Source organism: Streptomyces sp. NPDC104106, from assembly GCF_055584345.1.
The window spans coordinates 63,730-89,672 of record NZ_JBVJMF010000004.1 but is presented as its reverse complement, the minus strand read 5'-3'; the positions used below and the strand labels follow the sequence as shown (position 1 = coordinate 89,672).

The following is a 25,943-nucleotide window of genomic DNA, read 5'->3' as shown; positions in this document are numbered from 1 at the left end:
GCATCGGGTCGTGCCGGGTTTCGAGGCGGACCTCCTGGGGAGTCGGTGCGCGTGGTGTCGTATACGCCGGAGCAGCGCGTGTACCTGCCGACACTGCGGGCCGACTGGCTCACGCAGACGTTCCTGCACTGGGCCTACTCACCCGACCAGGTGCAGCCCCTTTTGCCGGCGGGTTTGACAGTGGACACCTGCGACCGGTGGGCGTGGGTGAGCCTCACGCCGTTCGTGATGGCTGGCGTGCGCCCGCCGGGGGTGCCTGCCGCCCTGCCCTCGTTCGAGGAGACCAACCTGCGCACGTATGTGCGCGAAGGGAGCGGCAGGGACGGGCTGTGGTTCCTCTCCCTCGAGGTGGACTGCCCGGTCATGCTGGCCGCCCGCGCGGTCGGTGCGCCGTACCACCTCGGGCGCATGACCCTGTCACTCGGCGGTGATGTACTGACCTACACCGGGACTCGGGGGCGCGGCGGGCCGTCGTACCGCGTGGTGGTCCGTCCGGGCGAGCCGGTCCGGCCGACCCAGCGGGACATGTGGCTGACGTCGCGGTGGCGGGCCTTCACACGGGGCCGCGGCGTGCTCTGGCAGACGCCCGTCGAACACGAGCCCTGGGCGCTCCGCGCGGCGCGCCTGGAAGACGTCGAGGAGACCCTCACCTCGGCGGCCGGGCTGCCGCCTCCCGCGCAGGAGCCGCTCGTCCACTTCTCGGACGGGGTGCACAAGGTCCGTTTCGGGGTCTCACGCCCGGTGTGGCCGACAGTGAGGAGACGGGGATGAACGCGGTGCTCGTGGCGCGGTCCCAGGGGCTGTTCAACCTGGTCGGCGGCGGCTGGCCGCTGCTGCGCCTGCGCAGCTTCGAGTGGGTCTTCGGACCCAAGTCCGAGGAATGGCTCCAGCGCACGACGGCCGGGCTGCTGGCCACGGCAGGCTGGAGCATGCTGTTCACCCCGGCCACGACCGCGGGAGTGCGCCAGGCCCGCCGCACGGGGCTCGGGACGGCGGTGACCCTGCTGGCCGTCGACCTGGTGTACGTGCCGATGCAGGCCGGATGGCTGCTGGCATGGCGCCGTTGCGGCCGACTCGGGCCGGCCGCGGGCGGATGAACCGGACCGCCACCGAGGCGCCCCTGATGCGCCGATCCCCGAGGACCGGCCGTCTGCGCTTCCGCGGCTGGATCGCCGGCATCGGCACAGCGTCCGGCGTCCGACTGATCCTCGGCCACTGGCCCCGCTCCCCCTTCGGGCCGTTCAGCGATGTGCTGACGGAGGAGGCCGACGGCCACCGCCTGCTGCTGGCCCCCACCCGCCGCACGGCGGACTTCGTCGCCGGCACCTACGCCTTCGACGAGGTCCGCATCGAACCCGTACGCCTCCGCGTCACCGGCGACGACTGGACGGTCACCGCAGGCCCGCTGCTCGACCTCCGCTTCACCGTGGGCCGGCGCGGGTCCGTGGGGCTGCTGCTGCGGGCGGTCCCCGGTGCACTGGCCGACCGGCCCTTCTGGACGGCAGTGACGAACCCACTCGCCCGCATCCTCCTGGGCGTACGCACCCGGGGGACGGCCGGCGGCGGCCGGTACGAGTGGTACGGCGCCCGCGATCTGCATCTGATCACCGCGGCCACCGCGATCCTCCAGGGGCGGGACCTCGGCGCCCTCACCGCCGTGGAACCGCCGGTACGGTTCGGCTTCGGCTCCACCCCCCGCACGCCCTGCCTCGTCCGCGTCACGACGACGGTGAGTACACCGCGCACGCCCCCACCTTCCGCGGGACCATGTCCGCGGGAGCCACGCACACACGACGGAGGCTTGAGATGAACGCCCCACCACGCTCGGAAGCCGCCCGGCGCCGCCCGCCCGCACACGGCGCTGACATGGATTTGCTCGGCATCTATCTGAACGACCACCTCGCGGGCGCCACCGCGGGCGCCCAGCGGGCCGCCCACCTGGCACGGGTCGCCCGCGGTTCCGCGCTCGGCGGGGCGCTCGGGCCTGTCGCCACCGACATCGCCGAGGACCGGACGGCGCTCGTCGGCATCATGCGGGACTTGGGCGTCCCCGTACGCCGCCACAAGGTATGCGCGGGCTGGGTGGCAGAGAAGCTGGCACGACTGAAGGGCAACGGCCGCCTGGTACGGCGCTCTCCGCTGAGCACCGTGCTGGAGTTGGAGGCGCTGCGGCTAGGTGTCGAGGGCAAGGCGGCCGGATGGCAGACCCTGCGCCGGCTCACCGGGACGGACGAGCGCCTCGATCCAGCCCTGCTGGACAGGCTGCTGGAGCGAGCCCGACGACAGCAGGACACCGTGGAGGAATGGCGCATCCGCCAAGCCGAAGCGGCACTGCGCACAGCGACCGACTGAACGAGCGCTCCGCGGGCCGGGGGCGGAACCATCCGTCGGGAAGGGAGGCACCTGGGGGATGCGAGTCGCTTGGATGGAGGTTCGCCGCAGCCGTACCGTCCTCGGCCGCACAGACTCGCCCTGGCTCTTGTCCTGCCTGGACCACGGGAGGACGGCTCCGCAAGCTCGGCTTCCGGCTCGCGGAGGCCCGCTCGACCGCGTTGTTCCAGCTCGCCGTCGCACTGCCCGCCGTGGTCCTCGCCCGCACCTTCGGCATCGACATCACCGTCCGCCGTCAAACGGCGGAGACCTGCCGCCGGAGACGGGGGCGCCCACTCAGCCGAGATCGACACGACGGAACTCGAAAGCCGACCCCCGCACCGATGTCAGACCCGCTCGAACGGCTCCGCGTACGTGAAGGCGCCCCACAGCGCGGGGTCGTGGCCGGTCAGGGTGCGGACCTGGAAGTACTCGCCCCACGAGGGATCCGGTGCGGTGATGCCGTAGTCCGCGCTGCTGCGGAAGCCGTAGCGGCCGTAGTACGCGGGGCTGCCGAGGAGGGCGACGAGGGGCTCGCCCAGGGCATCCGCTGCGCCGAGCACGGTGTGGACGAGGGCGAGGCCGACGCCTCGGCGCTGGTGGCCGGGGTGCACGCTGAGCGGGCCGAGGCCCAGGGCGGGGGCAGTGCCGACATAGCCCCGGGTGCAGACCACGTGGCCCACTACCTCGTCCTTGTCGCTGAGTGCCACGAGCGACAGTTCCGGCAGCCAGCCGTCGCAGGTGCGCAGCTCGTCGAGGAGGGTCACCTCCACCGGAACCGGGGTCTCCGGCTTGGCGAAGGCCGCCGCGGTGACGGTGCTCACGGCGGGGACATCGGCAGGCGTTTCACGTCGGATCAGCACCGGCACAGTCTGGGTCCCGGGCCGCGGCACCGCAAAGGACTTTTGGGACGCCGGGCTGACCGCCCAACCGGCCTGATCGATCCCGAGCAGGACCCCGGCAGTACCAGCCTCGCCGTCGTCCGCTCGGAGGCCGCCCGCGCCAGTAGCCGGTGCAGACGACGCGGTCGCCGCACGGGTGGCGCGCGATCGGTCGCCGGCCCGAAGCCCTTCGCCTGGCGTGTGGCGACACCCGTGACGAGGTCCTCATGTTCCTCGCCCCGCTCTGTCACGGAGGCATGCGGGCAGTTCCGTTCCAGGCCACCGAGGACGAACGACGGCACCACGAACGCCCCGTGAGTCTGTCGTCCGCTCCGGTCAGCTCAACAGGGCAGCCGTGAACCTCTTGCGGTGGTCCACCAGCCATGTCCGCATACGGTCCCAGCGTTCCCATCCACCACGTTCGGCCAGCGCCTGGAGATAGACGGGGTCACCATCGGTCACTCGGCGGGTGACGAAGGCGCGGCAAACCTCGGTGGCCTGCTCGATGACGCCGGGCAACTCGGCGCGGTCCCCCGCCGGGAGGCCGTAGCTGTCGGCGAGGATCCGCAGCCGCGCGGGAGCGTCAAGGCCGGTGGGATAAAGGGCAGTTGACGATTTCAGATCGAGCATGGGCACCCAATAACGGGCGGTCATGGCGATGTCCCAGAGGGGACGGCCCGGGGCCGCCAGGTCGAAATCGATCAGGGCAGCGGCACGACCATCGCGGAAGACGACGTTGTCCGGGCACACGTCGTTGTGGCACAGCATCGTTCCCCCCTCCGGGTCGGCCAGGTCCCGGGGCCACTCGGCATGGGTGTCGACCGCGACAGCCCTGCTGGTCTCATGCAGGCGCCGCAGCAGGCTCCCCACCGATTCGAGGGCAGTCTTCGTCATCGCCCAGTCCGGGAACGGTGGCAGAGCCACGTCGCCGGGGATGAAGGTCAGCTGCTCGCGGCCATCCGTGAGACCGACAGGGGCCGACGCCGCGTCGAAGCCGTGCTCCTTCAGCGCACGGAGATAGGCGTGCAGGGCGCGCGCGTTGCGCGGCGCCGGGCGCTCGACCAACGCACCCCGGCGGAAGACCGCCCCCGCGTTCGCCATCCCGCCGACCAGCGCCTCGCCTTCAGCCGTCACGAGGATCACACTATCGCCGGATCGACCCCGCACGGACCGGACCGCAGACTCGGCGCGACGCTGCGGCAGCAGCGGTCCCGCAGCTCATCCGACACGATCCGCGGCGACGTCCCCACATCGAACCGAACGCTCAAATGCCGCCTCAGGTACGGCGATCGAGGGACAAGGAGTTTCAGAGGTCGAGGACCAGGCGGTCGCCCTTGGCTCGGGAGACCCAGATCATCATGGTGGCGCCTGCGGCGCGCTCCTGGTCGTCCAGTACCGAATCTCGGTGGTCGATCTCCCGGACAGCACCTTCGTCTCGCAGGTTCCGCGGATCCCCTCCCTGCTCCGCGATGTGCAGTCTCACTCCGTTCACGTCGACGAAGCGGTGGGTGAGCGAACTCTCCATGGGAATGACCTTGAATCGTTGAGGGCGTGCTACTGGTTCAACTGCGGGTACAGGGCTTCCAGATCGGCGGACAGCTGCGACTTGACCCAGCGAGTGGTGTCATCGGCCAGCACCTCGTGCGCCCCCGCCTCGATGCCGTCGAGGGCGGCCACGGCGACGTCGCGGGGGTCGGCCTTGGGTGCGTCGAGGCCCGACGTCATGTCGGTGTCCACGTAGGCCACGTGGAGCCCGGTCACCGCGATGCCGCGCGGCTGCAGCTCCAGACGCAGGGAGTTGGTCTGCGACCACAGGGCGGCCTTGGAGGCGCCGTAGGGCGTGCCGTCGGCCAGCCAGGACAGGGCGGAGTGGACGTTGAGGATGTGGCCCCCGCCGTTGCGCTCGATGACCGGCACGAAGGCCCGGGTAACCAGCAGCGGCCCGTAGAAGTTGGTCTCCAGGTCGCGGCGCACTTCCTCCATCGGGGAGTCGAGGTACGAGGCGCGGACCGAGGCGCCGGCGTTGTTGATCAGGATGGTGACGTCCCGGGCCTGCTCGGCGGCGGCCGTCACGGATGCGGGGTCGGTGACCTCAAGAGCCAGCGGAACGGCACCGGGGTGCGTCACCGTGCGCGGGTCACGGGCCGTGGCGTAGACCTTGCCGGCTCCGCGCCGGGAGAGCTCCTCGACGAGCATCTTGCCGATACCCCTGCCGCCTCCGGTGACCAGCACGGTGGCGCCTTCGATTGCCGTCACGACTACCTCCAAGAGTTGGAAACCGATCGGTTTCAACCACCGTAAACCGATCGGTTTCCAGCTGCAAGTCCAGGAGCATCCCGAATGGCACCAGGCATGAAGGGCGGCATGGGCAGGATCAGCGCACAGGAGAGACGTCAGAGCGTCATCCGCGCGGCCATCGCCAAGTTCGCACTCAGGGGCTACTACGGCACCTCCATCGAGGCGATCGGCAAGCACGCCGGAGTCACGCAGCCGTACCTCACCTCTTCCGACCCTTTCCGGGCAAGCAGGCGACCTTCGCCGCCGCCTCGATGCGGAGAATGGAGGGCACCCGGCCGGCTTTCGAGGCACGGGGCGATGAGCAGATCGGCGAGCTTGTCCGGGCCGACTGGACAAGGCTTCGGGAAACCGTGCGCCTGCCGCCGGCTCGGACACCGACGAGGCCACGGCCTTCCTCGCGCACGGCATGCTGATCAACACCCGGCCATCGGGCTTCTCGCCGACCACCAGGAAGCAAAGCCGTGATCGGGAACTGCTGCGGGCTGCCGCGGGCGGGCGTCAGCCCCGCGAGTACATCGGTCACCGGGCCCGCCGGCAGAGGTGGTGCGTCAGCGCACGCCTGCCGCGTCGAGCAGGGTGGCCACCGTGGGCGCGATGAGCCCGGTGAGGTTGTCCGCCCCGATCCCCGCGCGGGCGCTGGCGCCGTCGAAGACCAGGCTCAGCTGGCGGGCCAGCAGGTCGGGATCGCTCGCTCCGCCCCGTTCGGCCTCGGCCCGGAAGAAGGCCGTCAGGCTTCCCTTGATCCGGTGAGCCACCTGACTCGCGGGGTGACCCTGGTCCTTGAGCTCGATCTGCACGGCCAGGTACTGGCATCCCCGGAACTCGGGCGCACCGGCCTGCAGTTCCACCCGCTCGAAGACATGCAGGATACGCTCGCGGGGTGAGCGGCCGTCGTCCGCCGCGGGCAGGAGTGTCGTCACGAAGACGGAAGCGCGCTGCTCCAGGCTCGCCGCCAGCAGTTCGTCCTTGCTCTCGAACAACTGGTACATGGAGCGCTTGGACACCCCCGCTGCCTTGCACAGCGCCTCGATGCCGATGCCGACGCCGTCTCGGTAGGTGAGCGTGGCCGCCGCCTCCAGCAGCCGCTCTCGGGGAGTTGCCTTCACTTCAGTACGCATACGGCGAGGTTAACCCGAATCGGGCGAAATATAAACCGATCGGTTTCGCGGCCGTCGGGACGGCAGCGCAGCCACACCACGGAGAGGACACCCGAAGGCCCGACAGGCGCTCGGCGACGGCCCCTGGGAAAGGTACCGTCGCTGCGCCTCGGTACGGGCATCGTCGGCCTGACCGGCGAGTCCGGCCGGGTCTCCGGCGTCCGGCTCGCGGGCGACGAGGTCCTGCCGGCCGATGTGGTGGTCGTCGCGATCGGCGCGGAGCCCGCGACGCGATGGCTCGAGGGCAGCGGCCTGAAGCTGGACAACGGCGTGGTGTGCGACTCCCACTGCCGGGCCGAGGAGGGCATCTACGCGGTCGGTGACGTCGCTCGCTGGTACCACGGGCACCTGGGCCGGCCCATCCCTCTGGAGAACCGTACGAACGCAACGGAACAGGCCATGGCCGTCGTCGGCGGCATTCTCGGCGCGGACCCGCCGACGCCGAAGTCGACGCCATGGAGGGCGAGCTGTCAGCAGGAAACCGTGGACCTGGAGCTTGGCGGCGTACTGGTCGGTCCAGAAGTACGGCACCGGCGCGTAGGGCTCTGTGCACGGTCCTGCTCATCGCCGGTCACGAGACCAGCGCCGACATGATCACCCTGGGCACTGCCCTGCTCCTGGACAACCCCGACCAGCCGGCCCTGCTCCGGGCGGGCGACGACCCCGCGTTCGCCGCGAACGCCGTCGAGGAACTCCGGCGCTACCTGACCATCCCGCACCTCGGCCAACGCCGCATCGCCCGCGAGGACATCGAGCTCGGAGGTGAGATCATCCGGGCCGGAGAAGGCATCATCGTCCCGCTGCCCGCCGGCAACTGGGATCCGCCCGCCTTCCCTGGGCCGGACCGCCTCGGCCTCACCCGTGAGGCCCGCCACCACCACACCTTCGGCTGGGGCGTCCATCCGTGCGTCGGCCGGCAACTGGCCCGCATCGAGCTGCAGGTCGTCTTCGGCACGCTCTTCCGACGCGTCCCCACCCTCAAGGTCGCCGTGAGTCCGGACGAACTCGGCTTCACGCACGACTCACTCGCCTACGGCATCCACGAGCTGCCCGTCACCTGGTGAGCCGGGACCAACTGCTGCACACCGGTGCCAGGCAGCAGCGTCGCGTCCCGGCGCCCGAGCAGCCCGTGTCGCAGGCGGTGTCGAGGGCGGGCGCACCAGGCGGCCGCCGATCATCGGCCAGACCCAGGGGAGCCAAGCCTGTCGAGGTGGGCGAAGCAGAGCGTTCCGCACCGCCGAGGGCGTCCTTGACGTCGCAGGCGGCGACCGACCTCGCCGATGACGCCGTTGCCCTCCGGTGCCGGGCGGCCACCAGAGGACGACGGTTCATGTGACCTGCCCCACACCAGTGCGATCAGGATCAAAACGATTGAGTTTCGCGGGCGCACTGCCCTAGATTGGTGTACGAAACCGTTTCGGACTTTTAGTGGGCGAGACCATGATGACCGACGCGGAGGTCAGACTGAAGGGCGCGAGCCGCCCCAGCGCATCTCTGGAGCGGGAGCGCTTCGCTGCCGTCACGAGCCTGCCGAGCGGAGTCGGTGAGGGCCTCACCGCGGGCACTGGTGTTCCCCGGAGGCAGCGCCAAGGCCGCCGCGCATCGATCCGCCTCAGACAGAGGGACTCGCCGCGCGGTGGTCGGCACGACAGCGCGACAGCACCCGTCCATCGCCCCGCCACCGCGCAGACCCGGCTACAGCGCTCCGAGAGACGCCCGGCCGAGCGAAACCGTCACACCTGATCTCAGGGCGCTCCTTGGTCCGTGGGTCGTCGCCCGTCGGTCGAGTCGACGCCGACACCTCATCCGTCGAGGCACGGCACGGCCACCGCGTCCTGTCATTGACCGACAACCGACCAGCACAGCCCCTTGAGGGGAGTTCCATCTTGGAAGCCATCCCGGTCGCCGCCGTCCAGGCCGGGCCGTCCGGCCAGACCCATGCAACGCCGAAGCACCGCTGGTGGGCGCTGGCCGTGATCGGCCTCGCTCAGCTCATGGTCGTGCTCGATGCCACGATCGTGAACATCGCGCTGCCGTCCGCCCAGCAGGACCTGGGCTTCGACAACAACGGGCGGCAGTGGATCGTCACCGCCTACTCCCTGGCCTTCGGCAGTCTGTTGCTGCTCGGCGGCCGACTCGCGGACCTCTTCGGCCGCAAGACCACCTTCATCATCGGCATCGTCGGCTTCGCCGCCGCCTCCGCGATCGGTGGTGCGGCAAACGGGTTCACCATGCTGGTCGTCGCGCGCGCCGTGCAGGGGCTGTTCGGCGCCCTGCTCGCGCCGGCGGCCCTCTCCCTGCTCACCACGACGTTCACCGAACCCAAGGAACGCGCCAGCGCGTTCGGCATCTTCGGCGCCATCGCCGGCTCCGGCGCAGCCGTCGGCCTTGTCCTCGGCGGCCTGCTCACCGAGTACCTGAACTGGCGCTGGACGCTGTACGTCAACGACGTCATCGCGGTTCCCGCGCTGATCGGTGCCATCGTCTTCATAGGCCGCTCCGTCCCGGCCGAGCGGCCCAAGCTGGACCTCCTCGGAGCCGTTCTGGTCTCCGGCGGCCTGTTCGGCATCGTCTACGGCTTCGCCAACGCGGAGACCCACCACTGGGGCCACTGGATGACCTGGGGCTTCCTCGCCGCGGGCGGTGTCCTGCTGGCGGCGTTCTTCCTCTGGCAGACCCGAGCGAGGCACCCCGTTCTGCCCCTGCGCGTCCTGGCCGACCGCGACCGCGCCGCCGCCCTGTCGACCATCCTCATCTCGTCCGCCGGTATGTTCGGCGTCTTCCTGTTCCTCACCTACTACCTGCAGTCGACGCTGGGCTACTCGCCGGTGAAGAACGGCGTGGCATTCCTGCCGATGGTCGGCGCGCTGATGGTGATGGCACAGCTGTCCACCAACTGGCTGGTGCCGAGGATCGGGCCCAAGATCGTCGTCCCGGTCGGCATGCTGCTGGCCACAGGCGGCATGGTCTGGCTGACCCGCCTGGACCTGCACAGCGGCTACGCCGCCCATGTGCTGCCGCCGCTGCTCCTGATGGGCGCGGGACTCGGCATGTCGATGCCCGCGGCGATGAGCTACGCCACCCTGGGGGTGCAGGCGAGCGACCAGGGCGTGGCCTCGGCGGCCCTCAACACCACACAGCAGGTGGGCGGTTCGATCAGCACCGCGCTGCTGAACACTCTGGCCACCAGCGCCGCCACCGACTACGCGAAGCACCATCTGACCGACCCGCTGGTCAAGGCCAACGCGGCGCTGCACAGCTACACCGTCGCGTACTGGTGGTCAGCCGGCTTCTTCGCCTTCGCCGTCGTGGTCACCGTACTGCTGTTCCGCGCCAAGAAGAAGAACGCGAGCCCGCCCTCACAGGACGCCGGTGCGCAGGTCCGGGCCACGGCCACGCCCGACGCCGGGGCAGCCGGGCGGACCGCACCCACACCCGTGCTTCCCGCCGACGGGAGCCACGCGGTCGCCATCCGCGGACGGGTACGGGATGGCCAGGGCGCACCCGTACCACGCACCGCGATCACCCTGCTCGACACGGCGGGCCACCAGCTGGCCCGCGCCGCCTCCCGCGACGACGGCACGTACGCGGTGGACTCCCCCGAGCGCGGCAGCCTGGTCCTGATCGGCTCGGCGCCCGGATACCAGCCGCAGGTCGTCACGCTGACCGTGAACGGCTCACCGGTCTCCCACGACCTTGTGATGGTTTCCAGCACGATGGTCCTGGCCGGTACGGTGCGCGGCGGGGACGGCGCGGCCCTGACCGGCGCGCTGGTCGTGGCCACCGACCAGCGGGGCGACGTGATGGCTTCCACCACCACCGGAAACGACGGCGGCTACCGGATCAGCGACCTGCTGCCCGGCGAGTACACGCTCAGCGTCAGCGCATCCGGCCACCGACCGACCGCCGTGCCGGCCACCGTCTCCACCGAGAGCCCCCGCTGCGACATCCAGCTTCCCGTCGCGGCAATTCTGCGCGGCACGGTGCGCACCCAGGACGGACGTGCGCTGGACGACGCCCGGGTCACCCTCCTCGACGCCGCCGGCAACGTCGTCGGGACCCGCACCACGAGCATCGACGGAAGCTACGTCTTCACCGACCTCTCCAACGAGCACTACACCGTGATCGCCACCGGATACCCGCCGGTGGCCACGCAGGTCACAGTGAGCGGCGGCAAGGACGACGTGGACATCGTGCTGGGCCACAAGGAGGCGTAGGCACTCGGCCGCCAGGATCCCGAAGCGGTGAGCCGCCGGGGGCTCAGGTTCGCACGGGGCGTGGGCCTCTGCGCCGCAGCCAGCCGCGCAGACCGCGGTTCGCCGGCGCCGGGTTCTGCTCGGCCCGTTGTTCCCCGCGCGCGGGTGGGCCGGCCTGGCGTGCCATCGGTGCGCGGCGCCACTGCGGCGTTCGACCTCCGGTCCTGTCCTCGGGCCAGGGCGCCCCGAACACCGGACCGTCGTTCACCTCGGGCACTGCGAGGTCCGGCCCGCCACCCGGCTCGGGCGCCGATGGCGCTCGCTCGCCGTTCGGCCCGAGCACTGCGAGCACCCGACCCCCTCCGGTCACCGGCTTCCCATCCGGCGCGGGCCTCCGGAGCACTGGCTTTCCCGCCGGCGCAGGGGCGCCGAGCGCTGACACGCCCTCCGGCCCCGGTGCTCCGCGCAGCGACGCCCTGTGCGGCCCGGGTACTCCGCGCACCGGCGTCTTCTGCAGCCCAGCTGTCCCGAGCGCCGGCTGCCCTTCCGGCTCGGGAGCCCCGGGCAGCGGCGCCCCGGCCGGCTTCGCCGGCTCCATGGCCCGTGTGACCGTGCGGGCCAAGGGCGGGATCGGGCGGGCGGCTCCTCGCACCATGGGTGCGCGGCGGCGGGCCGCCGGCCGCGGAGCGGGTGAGGTGCCGCGCGCTTCCGCGAGCACGTGGGCCAGTTCGCCACGCAGCCAGTCGATCTCGTCCGCGTCCTGCGCGATGGTGATCCGCTCGGCGAGATGCGCCGCGGGCGATCCGGGAATGCCCTGTCCGGGTGGCACGGGCCGGAAGCGGTTGACGTAGGCCCGTTCGTACGGATCCCTGACGACGTCGGCGATGTCGACGGGCGCGAGGAAGGCTGCCACGGCTCCGGCCCGGGCCCACGGGTCCTCCGCCTGCCGCAGCAGGAAGCCGAGGTGCCGTCCCCGCCAGTTGCGGGCACGCAGGTCGACTCCCGCCTCCAGTTGGCCGCGCAAGGTCTCGGGGGTCCGTCCTTTGAGCAGGTGGGCGTTCTCGGGCGCCTGGGCGAAGTTCCGCAGGTCGTCGGCGAGATAGAGCCAGACCACGGCGCGGTAGCGGTTCAGGTACCAGCGCACGGGCACCACCAGTCCGAGACGGACGAGGCGGGTGAACCGCCCGGCCGGGATCTCCATGAGCGCCGCGCCCTCGGCGGTGCCCACCACCTGCACGCGCTCGCGCAGGGCTTCCGTGACATCGCCCTGTTCGCGGAGGCGGTCGATCTCCGCGCGCTCGACACGCCGGGCTCCTCCCCCACCCTCGTCGGGCACCGTACGGATGTGGCCGAGATGCACGGCGAGGTCGAACTCGCTTCGCTTCAGGCCCAGTTCCCGAGCGGCGTGACCCGGAGTGCAGGTGACGGGGCGGGGCTGGCCGATGATGCTTGCCGACATGATGTCGCTCCCCCGAGGAGTGAGGACTCACGCCCTGTGCGCGAGCCGTGCACACACCGTAGCCGGTTCGGCGCATCCCGTGGCGAGCCTGTGGATAACTCCACGCGACCTAGGAAGAGGCAGGTCAGAGGTCTGTGTGGGGGGTGCGCTCAGGATGTCTGGCGTCGACGCCGAGGTGTTCGCCGACGCGATTGACGAGCAGGGTCATCTCGTAGGCGATCTGGCCGATGTCGGCCTCGGCTCCGCTGAGCACGCACAGACAGCTGCCGGTACCCGCGGCCGTGACGAACAGCACGGCGTCGTCGTACTCGATCATGGTCTGGCGCACGCTGCCCGCGCCGAAATGGCGCCCCGACCCCTTGGCCAGACTGTGCAGCCCGGACGCCACGGCCGCCAGATGCTCGGCGTCCTCGCGGCGCAGGCCCGTGCTCGCGCCCGTGACCAGTCCGTCGTTCGACAGGACCAGCGCGTGCCGCACATGGTCCACCCGTTCGGTCAGATCGTCCAGCAGCCAGCCGAGTCCCTGGTTCTGCGCCATCTCCGTCTCCCCGTGTGGCGTCCCCCTGGCTGGAGGAATTCCCCGCCAGCCTTCACCACGACCGGCGCCCGGGCAAGCGGGATGGACGCATGGCACAGAAGATGACCGACGGGCGATGTCGGACCTTCGCCCCGGAGGGGGCAGATACCGCCAACCTGGCCGCGCGATCACCCGGCTCAGCCCACCGAGTTCAGGAGGCGTGCCGTGTGCATGCGGCCCGCGTACTCCACGAGCCGGATCAGGACTTCCTTGCCGGAGTCCCGCTCGCGCGCGTCGCACAGCACCACGGGGGTGCCGTTGTCGAGGTCGAGTGCACGGGAGACGTCGTGGGCGCCGTAGGCGCGGGCTCCCGCGAAGCAGTTGACGGCCACCACGAACGGAATGTGCCGGTGTTCGAAGTAGTCGACCGCGGGGAAGCAGTCCTGCAGGCGCCGCGTGTCCGCGAGGACGACGGCGCCGAGGGCGCCCTGCGACAACTCGTCCCAGAGGAACCAGAACCGGTCCTGTCCGGGAGTGCCGAAGAGGTAGAGGGACAGGCCGGAGCGGATGGTGATGCGCCCGAAGTCCATGGCGACAGTGGTGGTGACCTTGTGATCCACGCCGTCGGTGTCGTCGACCAACTGGCCCGCCTCGCTGAGCAGTTCCTCGGTGCGCAGCGGCCGGATCTCGCTGACGGCCCCGACGAGGGTCGTCTTGCCGACGCCGAACCCGCCGGCGACCAATATCTTCAACGCCAGTGCGGTGGTGTCGTCGGCGGCGTCGGAGTGCTCGGAGACCATGTTCGCTTCTCTCGGGAGGGCCGGTCGCGTTCGGTGCCCGCGCGCTTCGGGCGTGACGTCGGCATCATGGCAATGGGGACAGCCTCAGGGGCGGTTCGACCGAAACGATCCTGATGTTTTCGGCTCTCGCCCTGTCGGTGCCGCAACGCGTCCGGATGGGGTTGCGGTGGGGCGTACCGCGCTCTCCGCGCGGTCCTCTACAGCGCTCTCAATCCCTCGATGACCTCGCGCAGGATCCGCTCGTCGGGCAGGTGCGCCGGGGGCACGGGGCGGCTGATGACCACGCGGCCGAGTTCCAGGAGATCCCCGAGGAGCACCCTGACCACGCCGACGGGAAGGTCGGCGCCAGCGGCGAGTTCGGCGACGGACTGCGTCTCCGTACGGCACAACCGGACCAGGGACCGGTGTTCGGGGCCGAGCGCGGTGTCGTCGTCGATCGCCGGTGCGGCGGGGTCGAGGGTGACGAGGGCGATCAGGTCGAACCGCACCCCGGTGGGCCCCGGCTGGGTGCGCCCGCCCGTCATCGCGTAGGGGCGGACCAGCGGCCCCGCCTCGCCGTCGTACCACTGGCTGCCCGGCTCCCGGGAGCCGTCCATCGGGATGTCGGTCATCGTTGCCGCCTTTCCGGCTCACCCGGCGGCGGGCGGTTGTGCTGTGGCGCGCGGTGGCGTGTAAAGGTGTTCACCGACCCGTTTGACCAGGCGTGCCATCTCATAGGCGACGAGCCCGATGTCGGCCGTGACGGCGGTGAGCAACGCGAGGCAGGAACCGTCGCCCGCGGCGGCGACGAAGAGGAACGCGTCGTCCATCTCGACCATGGTCTGGCGCACTCCGCCCGCCCCGAAGTGCCGTCCCGCGCCCTTGGCGAGACTGTTGAAGCCGGAGGCGACGGCGGCGAGATGTTCGGCGTCCTCGCGCGTGAGGCCGGTGGAGGCGCCGACGGCCAGCCCATCGTTGGAGAGGACGACGGCGTGCCGTACCTCGCTCACCCGCATCACCAGGTCGTCGAGCAGCCAGTCCAGTTCGCCGGATCGTCGGCCGACGCTCGTGTGGGGGTCCTGGATCATTCCGGGTCTCCTTCTTCGCTGCTGTCACTGGCCGTTTCCGGTTCCGGGGCGGCGCCGTGTCCGGGCTGTCTGCCGCCGCCGCGCGCCCAGCCGTCGCGGTAGGCCGTCATGCGGTCCCGCACCAGTTCGGGGGTGCGCCGTTCGTCCCCGCGCCGGTCCGGCGCCGGCCCTTCGCCGGGCTGCCGCCGGAGCTGGGGAGCGAGGCTCGCCTGGCGCACGCGACGTGGAAGGTCGACGGAGGTCTCGGGGTCGTTCGGCTCGCGGTGCGGCCGCAAGGCGGTGACTCCGGCAGGCGGGGCTTGGCCAGTCATTCCGGGGCCGCCCTGGTCGGCCCTGCCGTGGCGTCCCGCTTGGGCGGCCGGGGGGTGCGGGCCGGGCCCGGTGGCCGCGAGGGCGGGGCGGTCCGGCCGCGCGGTGACGACTTCCTGGGGACCGCTCGTGCCGGGCACGTGCGCGTACGCGCGTTCCCGCTCGCGCGAGGGCAGTTCGGCCTGTGGGGTGGCGGCTTGGGCCGGCCCGCCGTGGAGCAGCGCCGTGGGCAGCAGGACGACGGCCGTCGTACCGCCGTACGGCGACGTGCGCAGGTGCACCTTGACGTCGTGCCGGGAGGCGAGCCGGCTGACCACGAAGAGTCCGAGGCGGTCGCTGTCGAACAGGTCGAGGGCTTCGGACTGTTCGATGCGCCGGTTGGCCTCCGTGAGGCGCTCGGCGCCCATGCCGAGCCCCCTGTCCTCGATCTCCAGGGCGTAGCCGTTGCCGACGGGTTCGCCGGTGACACGCACGCGCGTGTGCGGTGGCGAGAACTGGGCGGCGTTCTCGACGAGTTCGGCCAGCAGGTGGGTGAGGTCGGCGACAGCGGCACCGATGACATGGGTCTCGGGGAGTTGGCGCACCTCCACGCGCGCGTAGTCCTCGATTTCCGATACGGCGGCCCGTACGACGTTGGTGAGGGACACCGGCATGCGCCAGGCCCGGCCCGGTGCCGCACCCGAGAGGATGATCAGGCTCTCGGCGTGGCGCCGCATCCGGGTGGTGAGGTGGTCCAGCCGGAACAGGTCGCTCAGTTCGTCGGGATCGTCGGAGCGGCGCTCCATGGTGTCGAGGAGACTGAGCTGGCGGTGGACCAGTACCTGGCTGCGGCGGGCGAGGTTGACGAAGACTCCTGAGATGCCGCTGGCGAGTTCGGCGCGCTCCACGGCGGCGCGCACGGCGGCGCGGTGGACGGTGGTCAAGGCCTCCGAGACCTGACCGGTCTCGTCCTCCGCAGGTGGTCCCGCGGGTGCCTCCGCGTCGATGTCGAGTTCCTCGCCGGCCCGCAGTCGGCGCATGGCGTCCGGGAGTTTGCGGCGGGCGATGTCCAGGGCGTCGTTGCGCAGGCTCACGAGTTCGACCACGAGCCCGCGTCCGATGCGCACGGAGATGACGAGCGAGGCGGCGACGGCGGCCAGGCCGAGGAGCACGGCGGCACCGGCGGGGCTGAGCAGTCCGCGCGTGACGGGGTCGGCGCGGCCCGCGACGGTCCGGCCGGTGTCCGCCGCGACATTGCGCATGCCGTCCTGCACGCGCGCGTGGTCGGCGCTCCAGGCCGCCTGCGCCACCGCCCCGCCCTGCTTGCCGCCGGACCCGGCGAGGACCGTGTCCTCGGCTGCGCCGAGGGCGGCGTAGGAGCGGCTGTCGGCCAGGCTCCGCCAGGCGGTGCGCTCGGCGGCCGGGAGATCGGCGACGGCGGTGTCGGTGAGGGTGCGGCGCGCGGCGACGGCGGCGCCGAACAGCCGGAGCCGCTCACCCCGCAGGCCGGCCGGGCCACCGCCGAGCAGTGTGTCCTCCTGGGCCAACGCCTCGGCGGCCCGGGAGAATTCGAGCAGTACGCGCGCGTCGGAGCCGACGTCGGCCTGCTGGATGCCGGTGAGAGCGCCGTCCACGGCGAAGGCCGCCCCGATGGTCTTCGTGTACTGCGCGAACACCGTGTCCCAGCCGGCCTTGTGGTCGAGTACGGCCGTGCGCAGCGCCCGCAGGTGCTCGGCACCGGTGACGAAGGCGTCCATGCGGCCGGAGACCCCGGAAGGCAGTTCCTCGCTGTCCGCGACGGTGTTGTCGCTGCCGAGCCGCAGTCCGGCGACGGCCCGGTCGGTGCGGCCCGCCAGATCCTGGAGGTCGCTGCCGTCACCGGAGCCAGGTGAGGTGGCGTAGCGCACGGCCGCGGTGCGCTCGGCCTGGAGCGCGGCGACGGCGGTGGCCAGCGGGGTGCGCAGCTCGGCGTCGACTCGCTGGGACTGGCGCAGCCGGGCGATGTCCTGGGCGGTGCTGACGGTGGCGTAGGCCCACAGGGCGAGCAGCGAGACGACGGGCACCATCAGCAGGCTGACGACCTTGGCGCGCACGGTACGGGGGCGCAGGTACCGGCGGTTCCCACGCGCGCGTGCCGGTGCGGCGGACGCGGCGGCGAGGGGCTCGGCGGCCTCGTCGGCGGGCGGTCCGGCGTGCGCGCGGCGGCCGCGCGGGGGGCCTGCCGGGGCTCCGGTGTTCAGGGCGGTACGGGATGGGCGCATGGCCTCCTCGCTCGGGACGTGGGTCGGGGCGCTCGGGCCGGGTTCCGCTAGCGGGAGACGGTCTCGACGGGCCGTTGGGCGGAGGCGGAGGCCGCGCGCTCGTCTGCGGTGGGCGAGAGGGCGACGAAGGCCGAGGTGATGAAGAGGTAGGACCCGAGGCCGACGGCGAGGGGGAAGATGAACTGCATCGCCGTGGCCCCGGGCAGTGCTTCGCCGGAGGGGTTCACCCGCACGCTCACCGCGAACATCCCGGTGTAGTGCATGCTGCTGACGGCCGCCCCCATGACGAGGGAGGCGACGGTGACCGCGAGGGGCGAGCTGATGTTGAGGCCCGCCCACAGAGCGGCGCTCGCCGCCACGACGGCGATCAGCACGGACAGTCCGACGAGGACGGGGTCGTACCGGATGTCTCCGTGCAGCCGCACGGCGGCCATGCCCAGGTAGTGCATGCTGGCGACGCCCAGGCCGGTGGTGAGTCCGCCGAGCAGCAGGGCCCGGTTCCGGTCGCGGCTGTAGCCGACGGCGAAGACGCCGGCGCAGACGACGACCATCGCGACGAGGAGGCTGAGGATGGTCAGCGGTACGTCGTAGCGGATGTCGGTGCCGCTGACGCGGAAGCCGAGCATGGCCACGAAGTGCATGGTCCAGATGCCCGTCCCGATCGCCGAGGCGGCGGTGACGAGCCAGTTGCGGCGTGAGCGGCCAGTGGTGGCGAGCGCGCGGACGGTGCAGCGCAGTCCGAGCGCGGCACCGGTGCAGGCCATGACGTACGACAGCACGGGGGTCAGCCAGCCGAAGGCGGCGTGGTCCAGGTGTCCCATGGCCAAGGGACGCTAGGGGGCACAGGCGCACGCCGGGGGCGCATTTCGAAAGCTGCTGGAATATGACAGGCGGATGCGCCGGAACGATCGGGTCCGGCCCGAACATGTGCGCATACGTATCCCTCGTGACGGTGAGGAATCATGCGGAACATGAGCGATGACCACACACATGTGCAGAAGTTCTTCGGTGCCCGGGCGGCCGACTGGGACAGCCGGTTCCCCGACGACGGCCCCGCCTACGCGGCCGCCGTGTCCGAACTCGGGCTGAGGCAGGGGGGCCGGGTGCTGGACGCGGGCTGCGGCACGGGACGCGCCCTGCCGTCGCTGCGGGCCGCCGTGGGGCCCTCCGGGGTGGTGGTGGGCGCCGACCTGACCTGGGCCATGCTCCAGGCGGCTGTGCGGGCCGGCCGGGACCGGGACGGACGACTGCTGCTCACGGACGTCGCCGCGCTGCCGCTGCGGTCGCGGACACTGGACGCCGTGTTCGCCGCCGGTCTGATCGCCCACCTGCCGCATCCGGTGAGCAATCTGCGGGAGTTGGCCCGCGTGGTACGGCCGGGCGGCACGCTCGCACTGTTCCACCCCATCGGGCGCGCGGCCCTGGCGGCCCGGCAGGGCCGGCAGATCACGCCCGACGACCTGCGCGCCGAGGCCAACCTCGGTCCGCTCCTGGCCCGTTCGGGGTGGCGCATGACGTCGTACGTCGACGAGGACGCCCGGTTCCTCGCCCTCGCGACGAACGCAGCGGCATAGCGACAAAGCCCTCCGCGCACGGTGCCGCGGCGACGCGATGGTCGCGTCTCCTAGCGCGGTGGCCTCGGCTGCGCGGGTGAGAGGCCCCGCGCCGGACTCACCCGGCCGCGCGCGGCCGCGTCACTCGGCGCCGTCGGCCGCCGGGACGTCCCGGTGCCGTACCGGGCAGCCGCGCACTCCAGGAATTGGGTCGCGTGCCCGGTTGTCGGCACGGTAGCCGTTGGGGTAACCCTTGATCTCTCGGCTCTGGCGCGCGAAGTGCGGTTCGCGGCGCGCCGCGCCAGCGCGGTGGTGGCCGCGCCGGGTGGTGCGCAACGGAACGCACGCAGCAGTGGCTCGCCGAGCAGGGGGAGCGTCGCCGTGCGCGGCACCGGCGCCGGCGGGGGAGGGTACCAGGAGGTCTGTCGTCGTCGCCGATGTCGTAGCCGCGGTGCGTCCGATTGATGCGTCGGGTCGCCGCGCGGCCCTCCTGGGCGGCGAAGCCGTGCTCCACGATCGTGTCCGCGTCACCACACCGTCCCGCCACGGGCGTCGGGAGCGGTCCGCACACAACGTGTTCGAGGCAGCGCCGGCGTCGGCCGGTGATCCTCCCGGGTCGTCGCGGGCCGTACGGACGCCTGTCGTCCGCTGTGGCCGTTTCGCCCCCGTCCAGGCGGAAAGCAGCAGCTCCGCGTGGTGTGAGGGGTCGTGACAAGGCCCTTCCGCTCGCACTAGGGTGCGCGCCGTTGGACGAACCACTGGGAGGCAGGGATGGCCGGGACGGACGATGGGGCCGTCGCCGCCGCGGAAGATGCGCTGTACGTGCTGACGGCGGTACTGCTGACGCCGGCACAGTTTCCGAGCGTGCTGGGCGACGACTATCCGGAGGCGTGCGCGGCGCTGGGTCTGGCGCCCCGTGCCGACGGGTACGGCCTGGTGCTGGGTCAGGACGGCGAGGGCGCCCGCTGGACGGTCGTCATCGACGACGTCTCGCTGGTCGCCGTGGCGATAGCGTCCTGGGACTGCGGCATGGAGTACGAGCTGTCGCCGGACGAGCGCGCGGTCGTCGCGGCTCTGCCCGGCTGGCCCCTGGCGGTCGCCGTGGCGGCCCCCGGAGTCCCCGCACCGCACGATCCCGCCCCCGAGGCGGCGGACGGGCCTCCGCTGAGCCCGCCGGACACCAGCAGCTGGGGACCGGCCCAGCGTCGCCTGGGGGCCGACGAGATCGCCTTGCAGTGGGCGGCGTGGCGGGAGCAGATCAACGACGAGGAGTTCTCCGCACCGGACGAGTCGGCGAAGGACGCGCCGTCGCCGCAGGAGGAGAACGCGCGGTCCGCGCAGGAGCCGGAGGCCTCGCCGGACGGCGGTGACGTGCCGCAGCGGGGTCACCGTGGGGTCCGGCGGGTGCTCGCGGAGGCGCGCGCCTATGTCGACTCGCCGCCGCCGCTCGGCCGGGTGCGTTCGGCGTTCGCGCCGGGTGACGCCCGTACGCTGCGTGCCGACGGCCCCGGCTGGTCGATCGTGGCCCGCACCGACGACATCGCCTTCGTGCTGCTGGACGAGCAGCCCGGCGAGGTTCTGCCGGTGGGCCGGGGCCCCGAGTTGCCCGGGCTGCTGGAGGCGCTCGACAAGATGGCCGTCCGGCCCGTCTGACGCCCGGCGCTCCTCATGCCGGATACGACGACCCGCCCTCCGAGCCGGCCCGCGGGCACCGTTCGCCGGGAGCCGCGCTCCGAGGGAGGGCGCGGCCCGCGCCGTCGACAGGCACTCGTGGACGCCTGCCCCCACGGCACCCGGGCAGGCGTCTGCCGACTGTCCGCCGCCGCCTCAGCCGCCGAGCTCCTTGCGGGTCACCCTGCGCAGCCTGCGCCGCTGTGAGGGGTCCAGTGCCAGGTACGCGGCCACGGGGACCCCGACCACGATCAGGAACGCCACCCACCAGGGCAGCCATATCAGCAGGATCAGACCGACCGCCACGCCCCCTGCGGCGATCTTCGCGTTCTTGGACATGAACGTCGCCTCCTTCGCGGCCGCTGCCGCTCTCTGTTCGGAAAACGGCCCGACGCTCCCGGCGGTTCCGGGCGCCGCCCCTGAGACATCCCCGAGGCCCGACCCCTAATGGTCCGCCAGGCGGGGGCGTTCCCGCCAGGCTCCGTGTGCGCGGTCTGCGGGACCTGCTCGCGGTGCCACTCGGTGAGGCAGCCGGGATCGGCCGCCGGCGCGGGTATTCTCTGCCGCCTGCGCCGTGCCCTCTTCGCCCCGGCCGACGGCGCCCGACAGCCGCGCCGACGCGACCGCCCACGACCACGGGCGCGGCCGCCGCTCGAACAGATTGTGAAGCGGGCTTGGTCACGACGTCCGCACGCCGGGTCGGCCATGGCGGGCTGTGCCCTCGGCCGCCCGTCTCCCGGTAGTCACGTTCGAGCGGTCGGCGAGGGTCGCCAGGATCATCCGGCGAGGAACGTCTCGGTGTCGGTCTGCCCGGCTTCCTGCCGTGTCTGCAGCCACAGCACCAAGTGCCAGTCCTGGTCGTTGGCGAGGGGCTCGGCCGCGTGGGCGCGGCGGCCGTCGATGGTCGAGGGCATGACGAAGGCGCAGGTGGCGGAGCCGTCCTCGCGGTAGTTGGCCATGTTGGCGCGCAGGATCACCTCGGCGAGTCGGTCGGTGCGGTCCGTGCGCAACGTGCGGGGAAGGCGCAGCAGGGTGGTGGCGGTCAGGGTGCTCCAGTAGTGGGGGAAGACGTCTCCCCACAGTCGGTGGGCGCCGAACCAGTAGCCGTCCCGATGGCGGATCGCTATGCCGTGCAGGCGCACGTGGGGCTGGGGGCCGCCGAAGGCCAGCAGCCACGGCAGTCGTTCCTCCACCGCGTCATGGAAGAGGCGATCGCCGGTCAGGGTGTGGGCGTCGATGAGGAGGTCCAGCAGGGGGGCCACGATGGACTGCTCGTAGGCCACTTCGTGGGCGGGGAGTTGCCTGCCCATGCGGACGAACCGCCGGGCGCTGTCCAGGAGTCGGCTCCGGAGCTTGTCGGCGCGGCCGAGCTGGCCGGTGTCGTCCAGACTCTCGCAGAGCGCCGGCGTCGTGGGCGAGAGGCCGATGGACAGGTGGTTCGCGCCGCCCAGTTCGAAACTGCGCTCGATGATGCGGGCGGCGAGGTCGAGGTCGTCCTCATGGCCGAGGACGCGATGCCGGTCGTGGAAGAAGCGGGCCAGCCACGGGGTGTCGTACAGCCTGGGGCCTGTGTGCCAGGTCTGGGAGCCCCGGCGGGGGGCGGCGGTCTCGTCCAGCAGGTGGCGGCGGGCGAAGGGGACCAGCCGTCCAGCAGGGGGGCGGTCTTCCCCGGGTCCGCCAGTTCGCGAGCGGCGGTCGCCTGGAGCAGGAGCGGCATGGCGATCCGCTCGGAACCGTCCGTCCAGTCCGGCCAGCCGTTGGTCGACTGGGTCAGACCCGTCCGGGTGTCCACCGGTACGAAGGCGTGCTTGAGCAGGTCGGGCCGCTCCCGGGCGCGTTGGTGCTCGATGATGTAGGCCACCCGGCGCCGTACGACGTCCTCCAGGGGCAGGTGGAACACCACCTCGGTCCGGGCGTCGGCACCGAGGTCGAGCGTGTACGTGCGGTGCCGGGAGGCCGTGACCTGGTAGCGGCCGTTCGCGGTGCGCCGAACCCTCACGCCCGCATCGGGGCTGCTCACCGAGGACGCCTCGACGACGATCGGCCGGCCGGTCTCGGCGGCGTAGGCGGACAGGACGGCGGGTGGCGTGGTCGCGGCGGTGAAGTCATCGACCGACGTGAGCCAGGCCAGTTCCCGTGCGACCGTCGTCGACGCACCGGGCGCCAGCGTGAGCACCGGCCGGCCGCCGAAGGCCTCCGGGTTGCGGGCGTGGTCGGTGACCAGCAGGACGAGGTGGCCGCGGGCGTCGGACTGGGAGTTCTGGTTGCGCGACTCCACCGAATACGCACGTACGGCGCCTTCCCGCAGATCGGGCCCAGGCAACGGCCCTTGCCCGACATGGGCTGGGCCAGCGCCCATGCCCAGGTCCCGCCGGTGAACAGGTGCGCGTGCACGGCCCGGTCCAGCGAGCCTTCGGCACCGTCGTAGAGATCGGTGAACGGAGTCTGGATGCCCAGACCGGTGAGGGCGAGCGGCGTCGGCGAGCTGTTGACGACCGAGTACCCTTCGTGCAGCCGGTCCCCTCGTACCCGGCGCCGCACCTCCACACGGACTCCCTCGAAGGGCCTGTGCACTGCCTCGACAGTCCCCTCCGCCCCGCCCAGCACCCGCAGCTCGGCGGGGGTGTGCCAGCGGGCCGCTCCCCGGTCCGTGGCCAGGTGACCCGAGCCCCACTGGTGCTCGACGGAGTGCCACGCGGTGGCGGCGCCGTCGAGCAGGAACCGTCGGGCCCGGTTCCCCTCGTCCACGAATTGCACGGGCGCGCCGGTGACGGGGTCAAGTACGTGTGACCAGGGCCGAAGGCAGCCACATGACGGAGCCTGCCGAACCGGCCCGCCAGGCCGGGCTGATGGAGTCCTACGGCGCTACGTGCGTCTACGTCACCGACTCCGGTGGCCGCCTCACCATGGACGGCGTCCGCGACCGAGTCCGCGCCTGTCGCGACCTGCTGGATCCGGCCACCGAGCTGGGCATCCACGCCCACCACAACCTGGCCCTCGGCGTGGCCATTTCGGTCGTCGCCGTCGACAACGGCGTCACGCGCGTCGACGCCTCGCTCGCCGGACAGGGCGCGGGCGCCGGCAACTGCCCTCTCGAAGCGTTCATCGCCGTCGCCGACCTCATGGGCTGGGAGCACGGCTGCGATCTGTTCCCCCTCATGGACGCCGCCGACGACCTCGTACGACCGCTCCAGGACCGTGCGGTACGGGTGGACCGGGAGACGCTCAGCCTCGGCTACGCGGGCGTCTACTCCAGCTTCCTGCGGCACGCCGAGACCGCCGCCAGCGCTACGGCCTGGACACCCGCAGCATCCTTGTCGAGGCCGGCCGCTGGGGCATGGCCGGCGGTCAGGAGGACATGAACACCGACATCGCCCTGGACGTGGCCGGCCGCACCGAGACGGCGGCCTGAGTCCCGGCCACCACGGCGGTGAGCCCACGCGTGGGCAGCGGGAACGGGGCGGGCGGGCAGGAGACCCGTCCGGCCCGGGGGTGCTGTCAGGCGTCGGGGATGCCGGCACCGCTGAGGGCGGGGACCGATTTCTCGGGGCGGGCGAGGGAGCGGGCGCCGAGGCCGGAGCGGGTGAGTTTGCCGACGATGGTCCGGCCGACGGGGTGGCGCCCCAGATGCTGGTGCCCTGGTGGGTGCCGGGTTCCCAGTGGTCTCGTCGATGACGACGGGGTTCCAGCGGGCCTCCCACTCGAAGCCCATCCGCTTCCCGACGGCCGGTGGTGGCCGTACCGCCCCGGTCGCTGCCACCGCGCTCCGGCGGGCGGCGGCCCGGACCACGAGGCGCCGGCCGGCGCCCGCCTCGGCACGACGAACGGGCCGCATCGGGCCGGGAGCGGCCCGGTGGCGGGGCAGTGCCCGGTGGCGGGCTGACGTCCCGCCACCGGACGATCGCCACGATCGGCCAGGCGGCGGCCGGCTTGGCGACGGCCGAGCAGAACGGCTCATGCCTGTCCGCCCGAGCCGACCACCGTGGCGGCGCCATGGGGCTGCCGCCGGTCACCGCCCTGGTGGCCGGTGCTACGGCCACGGCGGCCCCGGCATCAGGCCGGCGAGGTCCCTTCAGCTGCCCCGGTCCGGAGCGCGTGCCCTCAGGCGCCGGTGAGGGCACGCGCGCGTGGGGCCGGTTCAGCCGCGGGCGCCGAGCAGGTGGTCCATGGCGAGCTGGTCGAGCCGCTCGAAGCCCATACCGCGGGCGGCCGCCGTCTCCACGTCGAAGTCCTCGAAGGCCGTGCGGTCGGCGAGCAGGGCCTGCAGGCCGTCGGCAGCGGTCGGCTGGGCCAGCTCGTCCAGGCGGGAGGCGCGCAGGGCCTCCTGGACCTCGGGGTCGGCCCGGAACGCGGCCGAACGCTCCTTCAGGATGAGGTAGTTGCGCATGCAGCCCGCCGCCGATGCCCACACGCCGTCGAGGTCCTCGGTCCGCGGCGGCTTGAAGTCGAAGTGGCGCGGTCCCTCGTATCCGGCGCTCTCCAACAGGTCGACCAGCCAGAACGCCGCGCGCAGGTCACCGGCGCCGAAGCGCAGGTCCTGGTCGTACTTGATGCCGGACTGGCCGTTGAGGTCGATGTGGAACAGCTTGCCCGCCCACAGGGCCTGCGCGATGCCGTGCGGGAAGTTCAGGCCGGCCATCTGCTCGTGCCCGACCTCCGGGTTGACGCCGTACAGCTCGGGGCGCTCCAGGCGCTCGATGAAGGCGAGGGCGTGGCCGACGGTGGGCAGCAGGATGTCGCCGCGGGGCTCGTTCGGCTTGGGCTCGATGGCGAAGCGGAGGTCGTAGCCCTGGGCGGTGACGTACTCGCCGAGCAGGTCGAAGGCCTCCTTCATACGGTCCAGGGCAGCGCGCACGTCCTTGGCCGCGCCGGACTCGGCGCCCTCGCGTCCGCCCCAGGCGACGTAGGTCCTGGCGCCCAGCTCGACCGCCAGGTCGATGTTGCGGATGGTCTTGCGCAGTGCGTAGCGGCGCACGTCCCGGTCGTTGGCGGTGAACGCGCCGTCCTTGAAGACGGGGTGCGTGAAGAGGTTGGTGGTGGCCATCGGGACGGTCATTCCGGTGGCGTCCAGGGCCTGGCGGAACCGCTTGACGTGGGACTCGCGCTCGGTGTCCGAGGCGCCGAAGGGAATGAGGTCGTCGTCGTGGAAGGTCACCCCGTGGGCGCCCAGTTCGGCCAGGCGCTGGACCGTCTCGACCGGGTCGAGGGCGCGGCGGGTGGCGTCGCCGAACGGGTCCCTTCCCTGCCAGCCGACGGTCCACAGGCCGAAGGTGAACCTGTCCTCGGGGGTGGGCTGGTAGCTCATGGCGCGGCTCCCTTGCTGCGTTGCGACTATTTCGTCATGGCCGTTTACAAATTAGTATGCCCGCGCACCGCTGGGAAGAGACAAGATGCGGATACCGCAGAGCCGCGGAAAGAGGAGAGC

General features: G+C 72.1%; 23 protein-coding genes and 4 pseudogenes. 11 read left to right on the top strand and 16 right to left on the bottom strand.

Annotation, left to right across the window (positions count from 1 at the left end; genetic code table 11):
* The first annotated feature begins 51 nt into the window (after nucleotides 1–51).
* From ACZ60X_RS11090 to ACZ60X_RS11075, 4 genes are read left to right on the top strand one after another with little or no spacing between them, the layout of a single operon-like run.
* Nucleotides 52–771, top strand: a complete 720-nt coding sequence (locus ACZ60X_RS11090; protein ID WP_469596236.1) for a YqjF family protein — start codon at nucleotides 52–54, stop codon at nucleotides 769–771.
* Entirely contained in the window at nucleotides 768–1,097 is a 330-nt protein-coding gene (locus ACZ60X_RS11085; protein WP_469596234.1) for a hypothetical protein, read from the top strand. The genes ACZ60X_RS11090 and ACZ60X_RS11085 overlap by 4 nt, the downstream gene beginning before the upstream one ends.
* A 26-nt stretch (nucleotides 1,098–1,123) precedes the next feature.
* Nucleotides 1,124–1,810: a hypothetical protein gene (locus ACZ60X_RS11080; RefSeq protein ID WP_469596231.1), complete on the top strand. Its 687-nt coding sequence runs from the start codon at nucleotides 1,124–1,126 to the stop codon at nucleotides 1,808–1,810.
* Nucleotides 1,807–2,352, top strand: a complete 546-nt coding sequence (locus tag ACZ60X_RS11075; protein WP_469596228.1) for a hypothetical protein — start codon at nucleotides 1,807–1,809, stop codon at nucleotides 2,350–2,352. Before ACZ60X_RS11080 ends, ACZ60X_RS11075 begins: the two co-directional genes overlap by 4 nt.
* A gap of 365 nt (nucleotides 2,353–2,717) precedes the next feature.
* On the opposite strand, the gene ACZ60X_RS11070 is transcribed toward ACZ60X_RS11075, so the two are convergent.
* The 4 genes and pseudogenes from ACZ60X_RS11070 to ACZ60X_RS11055 form a co-directional block, all read right to left on the bottom strand.
* Complete coding sequence (locus tag ACZ60X_RS11070; protein WP_469596225.1) at nucleotides 2,718–3,233, bottom strand: GNAT family N-acetyltransferase; 516 nt, start codon at nucleotides 3,231–3,233, stop codon at nucleotides 2,718–2,720.
* A 354-nt stretch (nucleotides 3,234–3,587) separates the two neighbouring features.
* A complete protein-coding gene (locus tag ACZ60X_RS11065) occupies nucleotides 3,588–4,394 on the bottom strand; it encodes a phosphotransferase (protein ID WP_469596223.1) in 807 nt (268 codons plus the stop codon).
* Between the two features lie 163 nt (nucleotides 4,395–4,557).
* Nucleotides 4,558–4,709, bottom strand: a pseudogene (locus ACZ60X_RS11060) (2Fe-2S iron-sulfur cluster-binding protein); the annotation flags it as partial.
* A gap of 96 nt (nucleotides 4,710–4,805) precedes the next feature.
* Nucleotides 4,806–5,507 carry an SDR family oxidoreductase gene (locus tag ACZ60X_RS11055; protein ID WP_469596220.1) on the bottom strand — a complete coding sequence of 234 codons (702 nt, stop codon included), beginning with the start codon at nucleotides 5,505–5,507 and terminating at the stop codon, nucleotides 4,806–4,808.
* 108 nt (nucleotides 5,508–5,615) lie between these two features.
* Between ACZ60X_RS11055 and ACZ60X_RS11050 the strand changes: the two are divergent.
* Nucleotides 5,616–6,000, top strand: a pseudogene (locus ACZ60X_RS11050) (helix-turn-helix domain-containing protein); the annotation flags it as partial.
* Between the two features lie 97 nt (nucleotides 6,001–6,097).
* Here the strand turns inward: ACZ60X_RS11050 and ACZ60X_RS11045 are convergent.
* On the bottom strand, nucleotides 6,098–6,667 hold the full coding sequence (locus ACZ60X_RS11045; RefSeq protein WP_469596217.1) for a TetR/AcrR family transcriptional regulator: 570 nt from the start codon (nucleotides 6,665–6,667) through the stop codon (nucleotides 6,098–6,100).
* A 141-nt stretch (nucleotides 6,668–6,808) separates the two neighbouring features.
* Here ACZ60X_RS11045 and ACZ60X_RS11040 point away from each other — a divergent pair.
* The 3 genes and pseudogenes from ACZ60X_RS11040 to ACZ60X_RS11030 all read left to right on the top strand — a co-directional run.
* A pseudogene (locus tag ACZ60X_RS11040) lies at nucleotides 6,809–7,144 on the top strand (FAD-dependent oxidoreductase); the annotation flags it as partial.
* Between the two features lie 152 nt (nucleotides 7,145–7,296).
* The gene (locus ACZ60X_RS11035; RefSeq protein WP_469596215.1) at nucleotides 7,297–7,770 is read left to right on the top strand and encodes a cytochrome P450; all 474 of its coding nucleotides are present in this window, start codon (nucleotides 7,297–7,299) and stop codon (nucleotides 7,768–7,770) included.
* Between the two features lie 822 nt (nucleotides 7,771–8,592).
* Nucleotides 8,593–10,923: an MFS transporter gene (locus ACZ60X_RS11030; RefSeq protein WP_469596213.1), complete on the top strand. Its 2,331-nt coding sequence runs from the start codon at nucleotides 8,593–8,595 to the stop codon at nucleotides 10,921–10,923.
* Nucleotides 10,924–10,966: 43 nt separating this feature from the next.
* Here ACZ60X_RS11030 and ACZ60X_RS11025 read toward each other — a convergent pair whose 3' ends face one another.
* The 7 genes from ACZ60X_RS11025 to ACZ60X_RS10995 all read right to left on the bottom strand — a co-directional run bounded on the left by ACZ60X_RS11025 (nucleotide 10,967) and on the right by ACZ60X_RS10995 (nucleotide 18,115).
* Nucleotides 10,967–12,361: a DUF6397 family protein gene (locus ACZ60X_RS11025; protein WP_469596211.1), complete on the bottom strand. Its 1,395-nt coding sequence runs from the start codon at nucleotides 12,359–12,361 to the stop codon at nucleotides 10,967–10,969.
* Nucleotides 12,362–12,485: 124 nt separating this feature from the next.
* Nucleotides 12,486–12,899, bottom strand: coding sequence for a roadblock/LC7 domain-containing protein (locus ACZ60X_RS11020; RefSeq protein ID WP_469596207.1), 414 nt, complete (start codon nucleotides 12,897–12,899; stop codon nucleotides 12,486–12,488).
* A 176-nt stretch (nucleotides 12,900–13,075) separates the two neighbouring features.
* Complete coding sequence (locus ACZ60X_RS11015; protein WP_469596205.1) at nucleotides 13,076–13,678, bottom strand: GTP-binding protein; 603 nt, start codon at nucleotides 13,676–13,678, stop codon at nucleotides 13,076–13,078.
* Nucleotides 13,679–13,875: 197 nt separating this feature from the next.
* Nucleotides 13,876–14,289 carry a DUF742 domain-containing protein gene (locus tag ACZ60X_RS11010; RefSeq protein WP_469596202.1) on the bottom strand — a complete coding sequence of 138 codons (414 nt, stop codon included), beginning with the start codon at nucleotides 14,287–14,289 and terminating at the stop codon, nucleotides 13,876–13,878.
* A gap of 18 nt (nucleotides 14,290–14,307) precedes the next feature.
* Nucleotides 14,308–14,745, bottom strand: coding sequence for a roadblock/LC7 domain-containing protein (locus tag ACZ60X_RS11005; protein ID WP_469596200.1), 438 nt, complete (start codon nucleotides 14,743–14,745; stop codon nucleotides 14,308–14,310).
* Nucleotides 14,742–17,294, bottom strand: coding sequence for a sensor histidine kinase (locus ACZ60X_RS11000; RefSeq protein WP_469596196.1), 2,553 nt, complete (start codon nucleotides 17,292–17,294; stop codon nucleotides 14,742–14,744). The genes ACZ60X_RS11005 and ACZ60X_RS11000 overlap by 4 nt, the downstream gene beginning before the upstream one ends.
* Before the next feature lie 47 nt (nucleotides 17,295–17,341).
* Nucleotides 17,342–18,115: an MHYT domain-containing protein gene (locus ACZ60X_RS10995; protein ID WP_469596194.1), complete on the bottom strand. Its 774-nt coding sequence runs from the start codon at nucleotides 18,113–18,115 to the stop codon at nucleotides 17,342–17,344.
* Nucleotides 18,116–18,265: 150 nt separating this feature from the next.
* On the opposite strand from ACZ60X_RS10995, the gene ACZ60X_RS10990 reads away from it, so the two are divergent.
* Nucleotides 18,266–18,868, top strand: a complete 603-nt coding sequence (locus ACZ60X_RS10990; protein ID WP_469596192.1) for a class I SAM-dependent methyltransferase — start codon at nucleotides 18,266–18,268, stop codon at nucleotides 18,866–18,868.
* Between the two features lie 750 nt (nucleotides 18,869–19,618).
* Nucleotides 19,619–20,500 (top strand): hypothetical protein, encoded by an 882-nt coding sequence (locus tag ACZ60X_RS10985; protein ID WP_469596190.1) that lies wholly within the window; start codon nucleotides 19,619–19,621, stop codon nucleotides 20,498–20,500.
* A gap of 174 nt (nucleotides 20,501–20,674) precedes the next feature.
* Here the strand turns inward: ACZ60X_RS10985 and ACZ60X_RS10980 are convergent, their stop codons facing one another.
* The 3 genes from ACZ60X_RS10980 to ACZ60X_RS10970 form a co-directional block, all read right to left on the bottom strand.
* The gene (locus ACZ60X_RS10980; protein ID WP_469596187.1) at nucleotides 20,675–20,857 is read right to left on the bottom strand and encodes a hypothetical protein; all 183 of its coding nucleotides are present in this window, start codon (nucleotides 20,855–20,857) and stop codon (nucleotides 20,675–20,677) included.
* A gap of 437 nt (nucleotides 20,858–21,294) precedes the next feature.
* Entirely contained in the window at nucleotides 21,295–21,780 is a 486-nt protein-coding gene (locus ACZ60X_RS10975) for a hypothetical protein (protein ID WP_469596185.1), read from the bottom strand.
* Nucleotides 21,738–22,796: a hypothetical protein gene (locus ACZ60X_RS10970; RefSeq protein ID WP_469596182.1), complete on the bottom strand. Its 1,059-nt coding sequence runs from the start codon at nucleotides 22,794–22,796 to the stop codon at nucleotides 21,738–21,740. The genes ACZ60X_RS10975 and ACZ60X_RS10970 overlap by 43 nt, the downstream gene beginning before the upstream one ends.
* Nucleotides 22,797–23,322: 526 nt before the next feature.
* On the opposite strand from ACZ60X_RS10970, the pseudogene dmpG reads away from it, so the two are divergent.
* Nucleotides 23,323–23,930: pseudogene (gene dmpG, locus ACZ60X_RS10965) on the top strand (4-hydroxy-2-oxovalerate aldolase); the annotation flags it as partial.
* Between the two features lie 726 nt (nucleotides 23,931–24,656).
* On the opposite strand, the gene xylA reads toward dmpG, so the two are convergent.
* Nucleotides 24,657–25,823 carry a xylose isomerase gene (gene xylA, locus ACZ60X_RS10960; RefSeq protein ID WP_469596180.1) on the bottom strand — a complete coding sequence of 389 codons (1,167 nt, stop codon included), beginning with the start codon at nucleotides 25,821–25,823 and terminating at the stop codon, nucleotides 24,657–24,659.
* Nucleotides 25,824–25,943 lie beyond the last annotated feature (120 nt).

Excerpts from the sequence above, each read along its gene's own strand:
- ACZ60X_RS11005 (WP_469596200.1), bottom strand. The coding sequence starts at position 14,745 with ATGATCCAGGACCCCCACACGAGCGTCGGCCGACGATCCGGCGAACTG.
- xylA (WP_469596180.1), bottom strand. The coding sequence starts at position 25,823 with ATGAGCTACCAGCCCACCCCCGAGGACAGGTTCACCTTCGGCCTGTGG.
- ACZ60X_RS11085 (WP_469596234.1), top strand. The coding sequence starts at position 768 with ATGAACGCGGTGCTCGTGGCGCGGTCCCAGGGGCTGTTCAACCTGGTC.
- ACZ60X_RS11045 (WP_469596217.1), bottom strand. The coding sequence starts at position 6,667 with ATGCGTACTGAAGTGAAGGCAACTCCCCGAGAGCGGCTGCTGGAGGCG.
- ACZ60X_RS11025 (WP_469596211.1), bottom strand. The coding sequence starts at position 12,361 with ATGTCGGCAAGCATCATCGGCCAGCCCCGCCCCGTCACCTGCACTCCG.
- ACZ60X_RS11080 (WP_469596231.1), top strand. The coding sequence starts at position 1,124 with ATGCGCCGATCCCCGAGGACCGGCCGTCTGCGCTTCCGCGGCTGGATC.
- ACZ60X_RS10980 (WP_469596187.1), bottom strand. The coding sequence starts at position 20,857 with ATGTCCAAGAACGCGAAGATCGCCGCAGGGGGCGTGGCGGTCGGTCTG.
- ACZ60X_RS11015 (WP_469596205.1), bottom strand. The coding sequence starts at position 13,678 with ATGGTCTCCGAGCACTCCGACGCCGCCGACGACACCACCGCACTGGCG.
- ACZ60X_RS11075 (WP_469596228.1), top strand. The coding sequence starts at position 1,807 with ATGAACGCCCCACCACGCTCGGAAGCCGCCCGGCGCCGCCCGCCCGCA.
- ACZ60X_RS11000 (WP_469596196.1), bottom strand. The coding sequence starts at position 17,294 with ATGCGCCCATCCCGTACCGCCCTGAACACCGGAGCCCCGGCAGGCCCC.
- ACZ60X_RS11035 (WP_469596215.1), top strand. The coding sequence starts at position 7,297 with ATGATCACCCTGGGCACTGCCCTGCTCCTGGACAACCCCGACCAGCCG.
- ACZ60X_RS11020 (WP_469596207.1), bottom strand. The coding sequence starts at position 12,899 with ATGGCGCAGAACCAGGGACTCGGCTGGCTGCTGGACGATCTGACCGAA.
- ACZ60X_RS10990 (WP_469596192.1), top strand. The coding sequence starts at position 18,266 with ATGAGCGATGACCACACACATGTGCAGAAGTTCTTCGGTGCCCGGGCG.
- ACZ60X_RS11010 (WP_469596202.1), bottom strand. The coding sequence starts at position 14,289 with ATGACCGACATCCCGATGGACGGCTCCCGGGAGCCGGGCAGCCAGTGG.
- ACZ60X_RS10995 (WP_469596194.1), bottom strand. The coding sequence starts at position 18,115 with ATGGGACACCTGGACCACGCCGCCTTCGGCTGGCTGACCCCCGTGCTG.
- ACZ60X_RS10985 (WP_469596190.1), top strand. The coding sequence starts at position 19,619 with ATGGCCGGGACGGACGATGGGGCCGTCGCCGCCGCGGAAGATGCGCTG.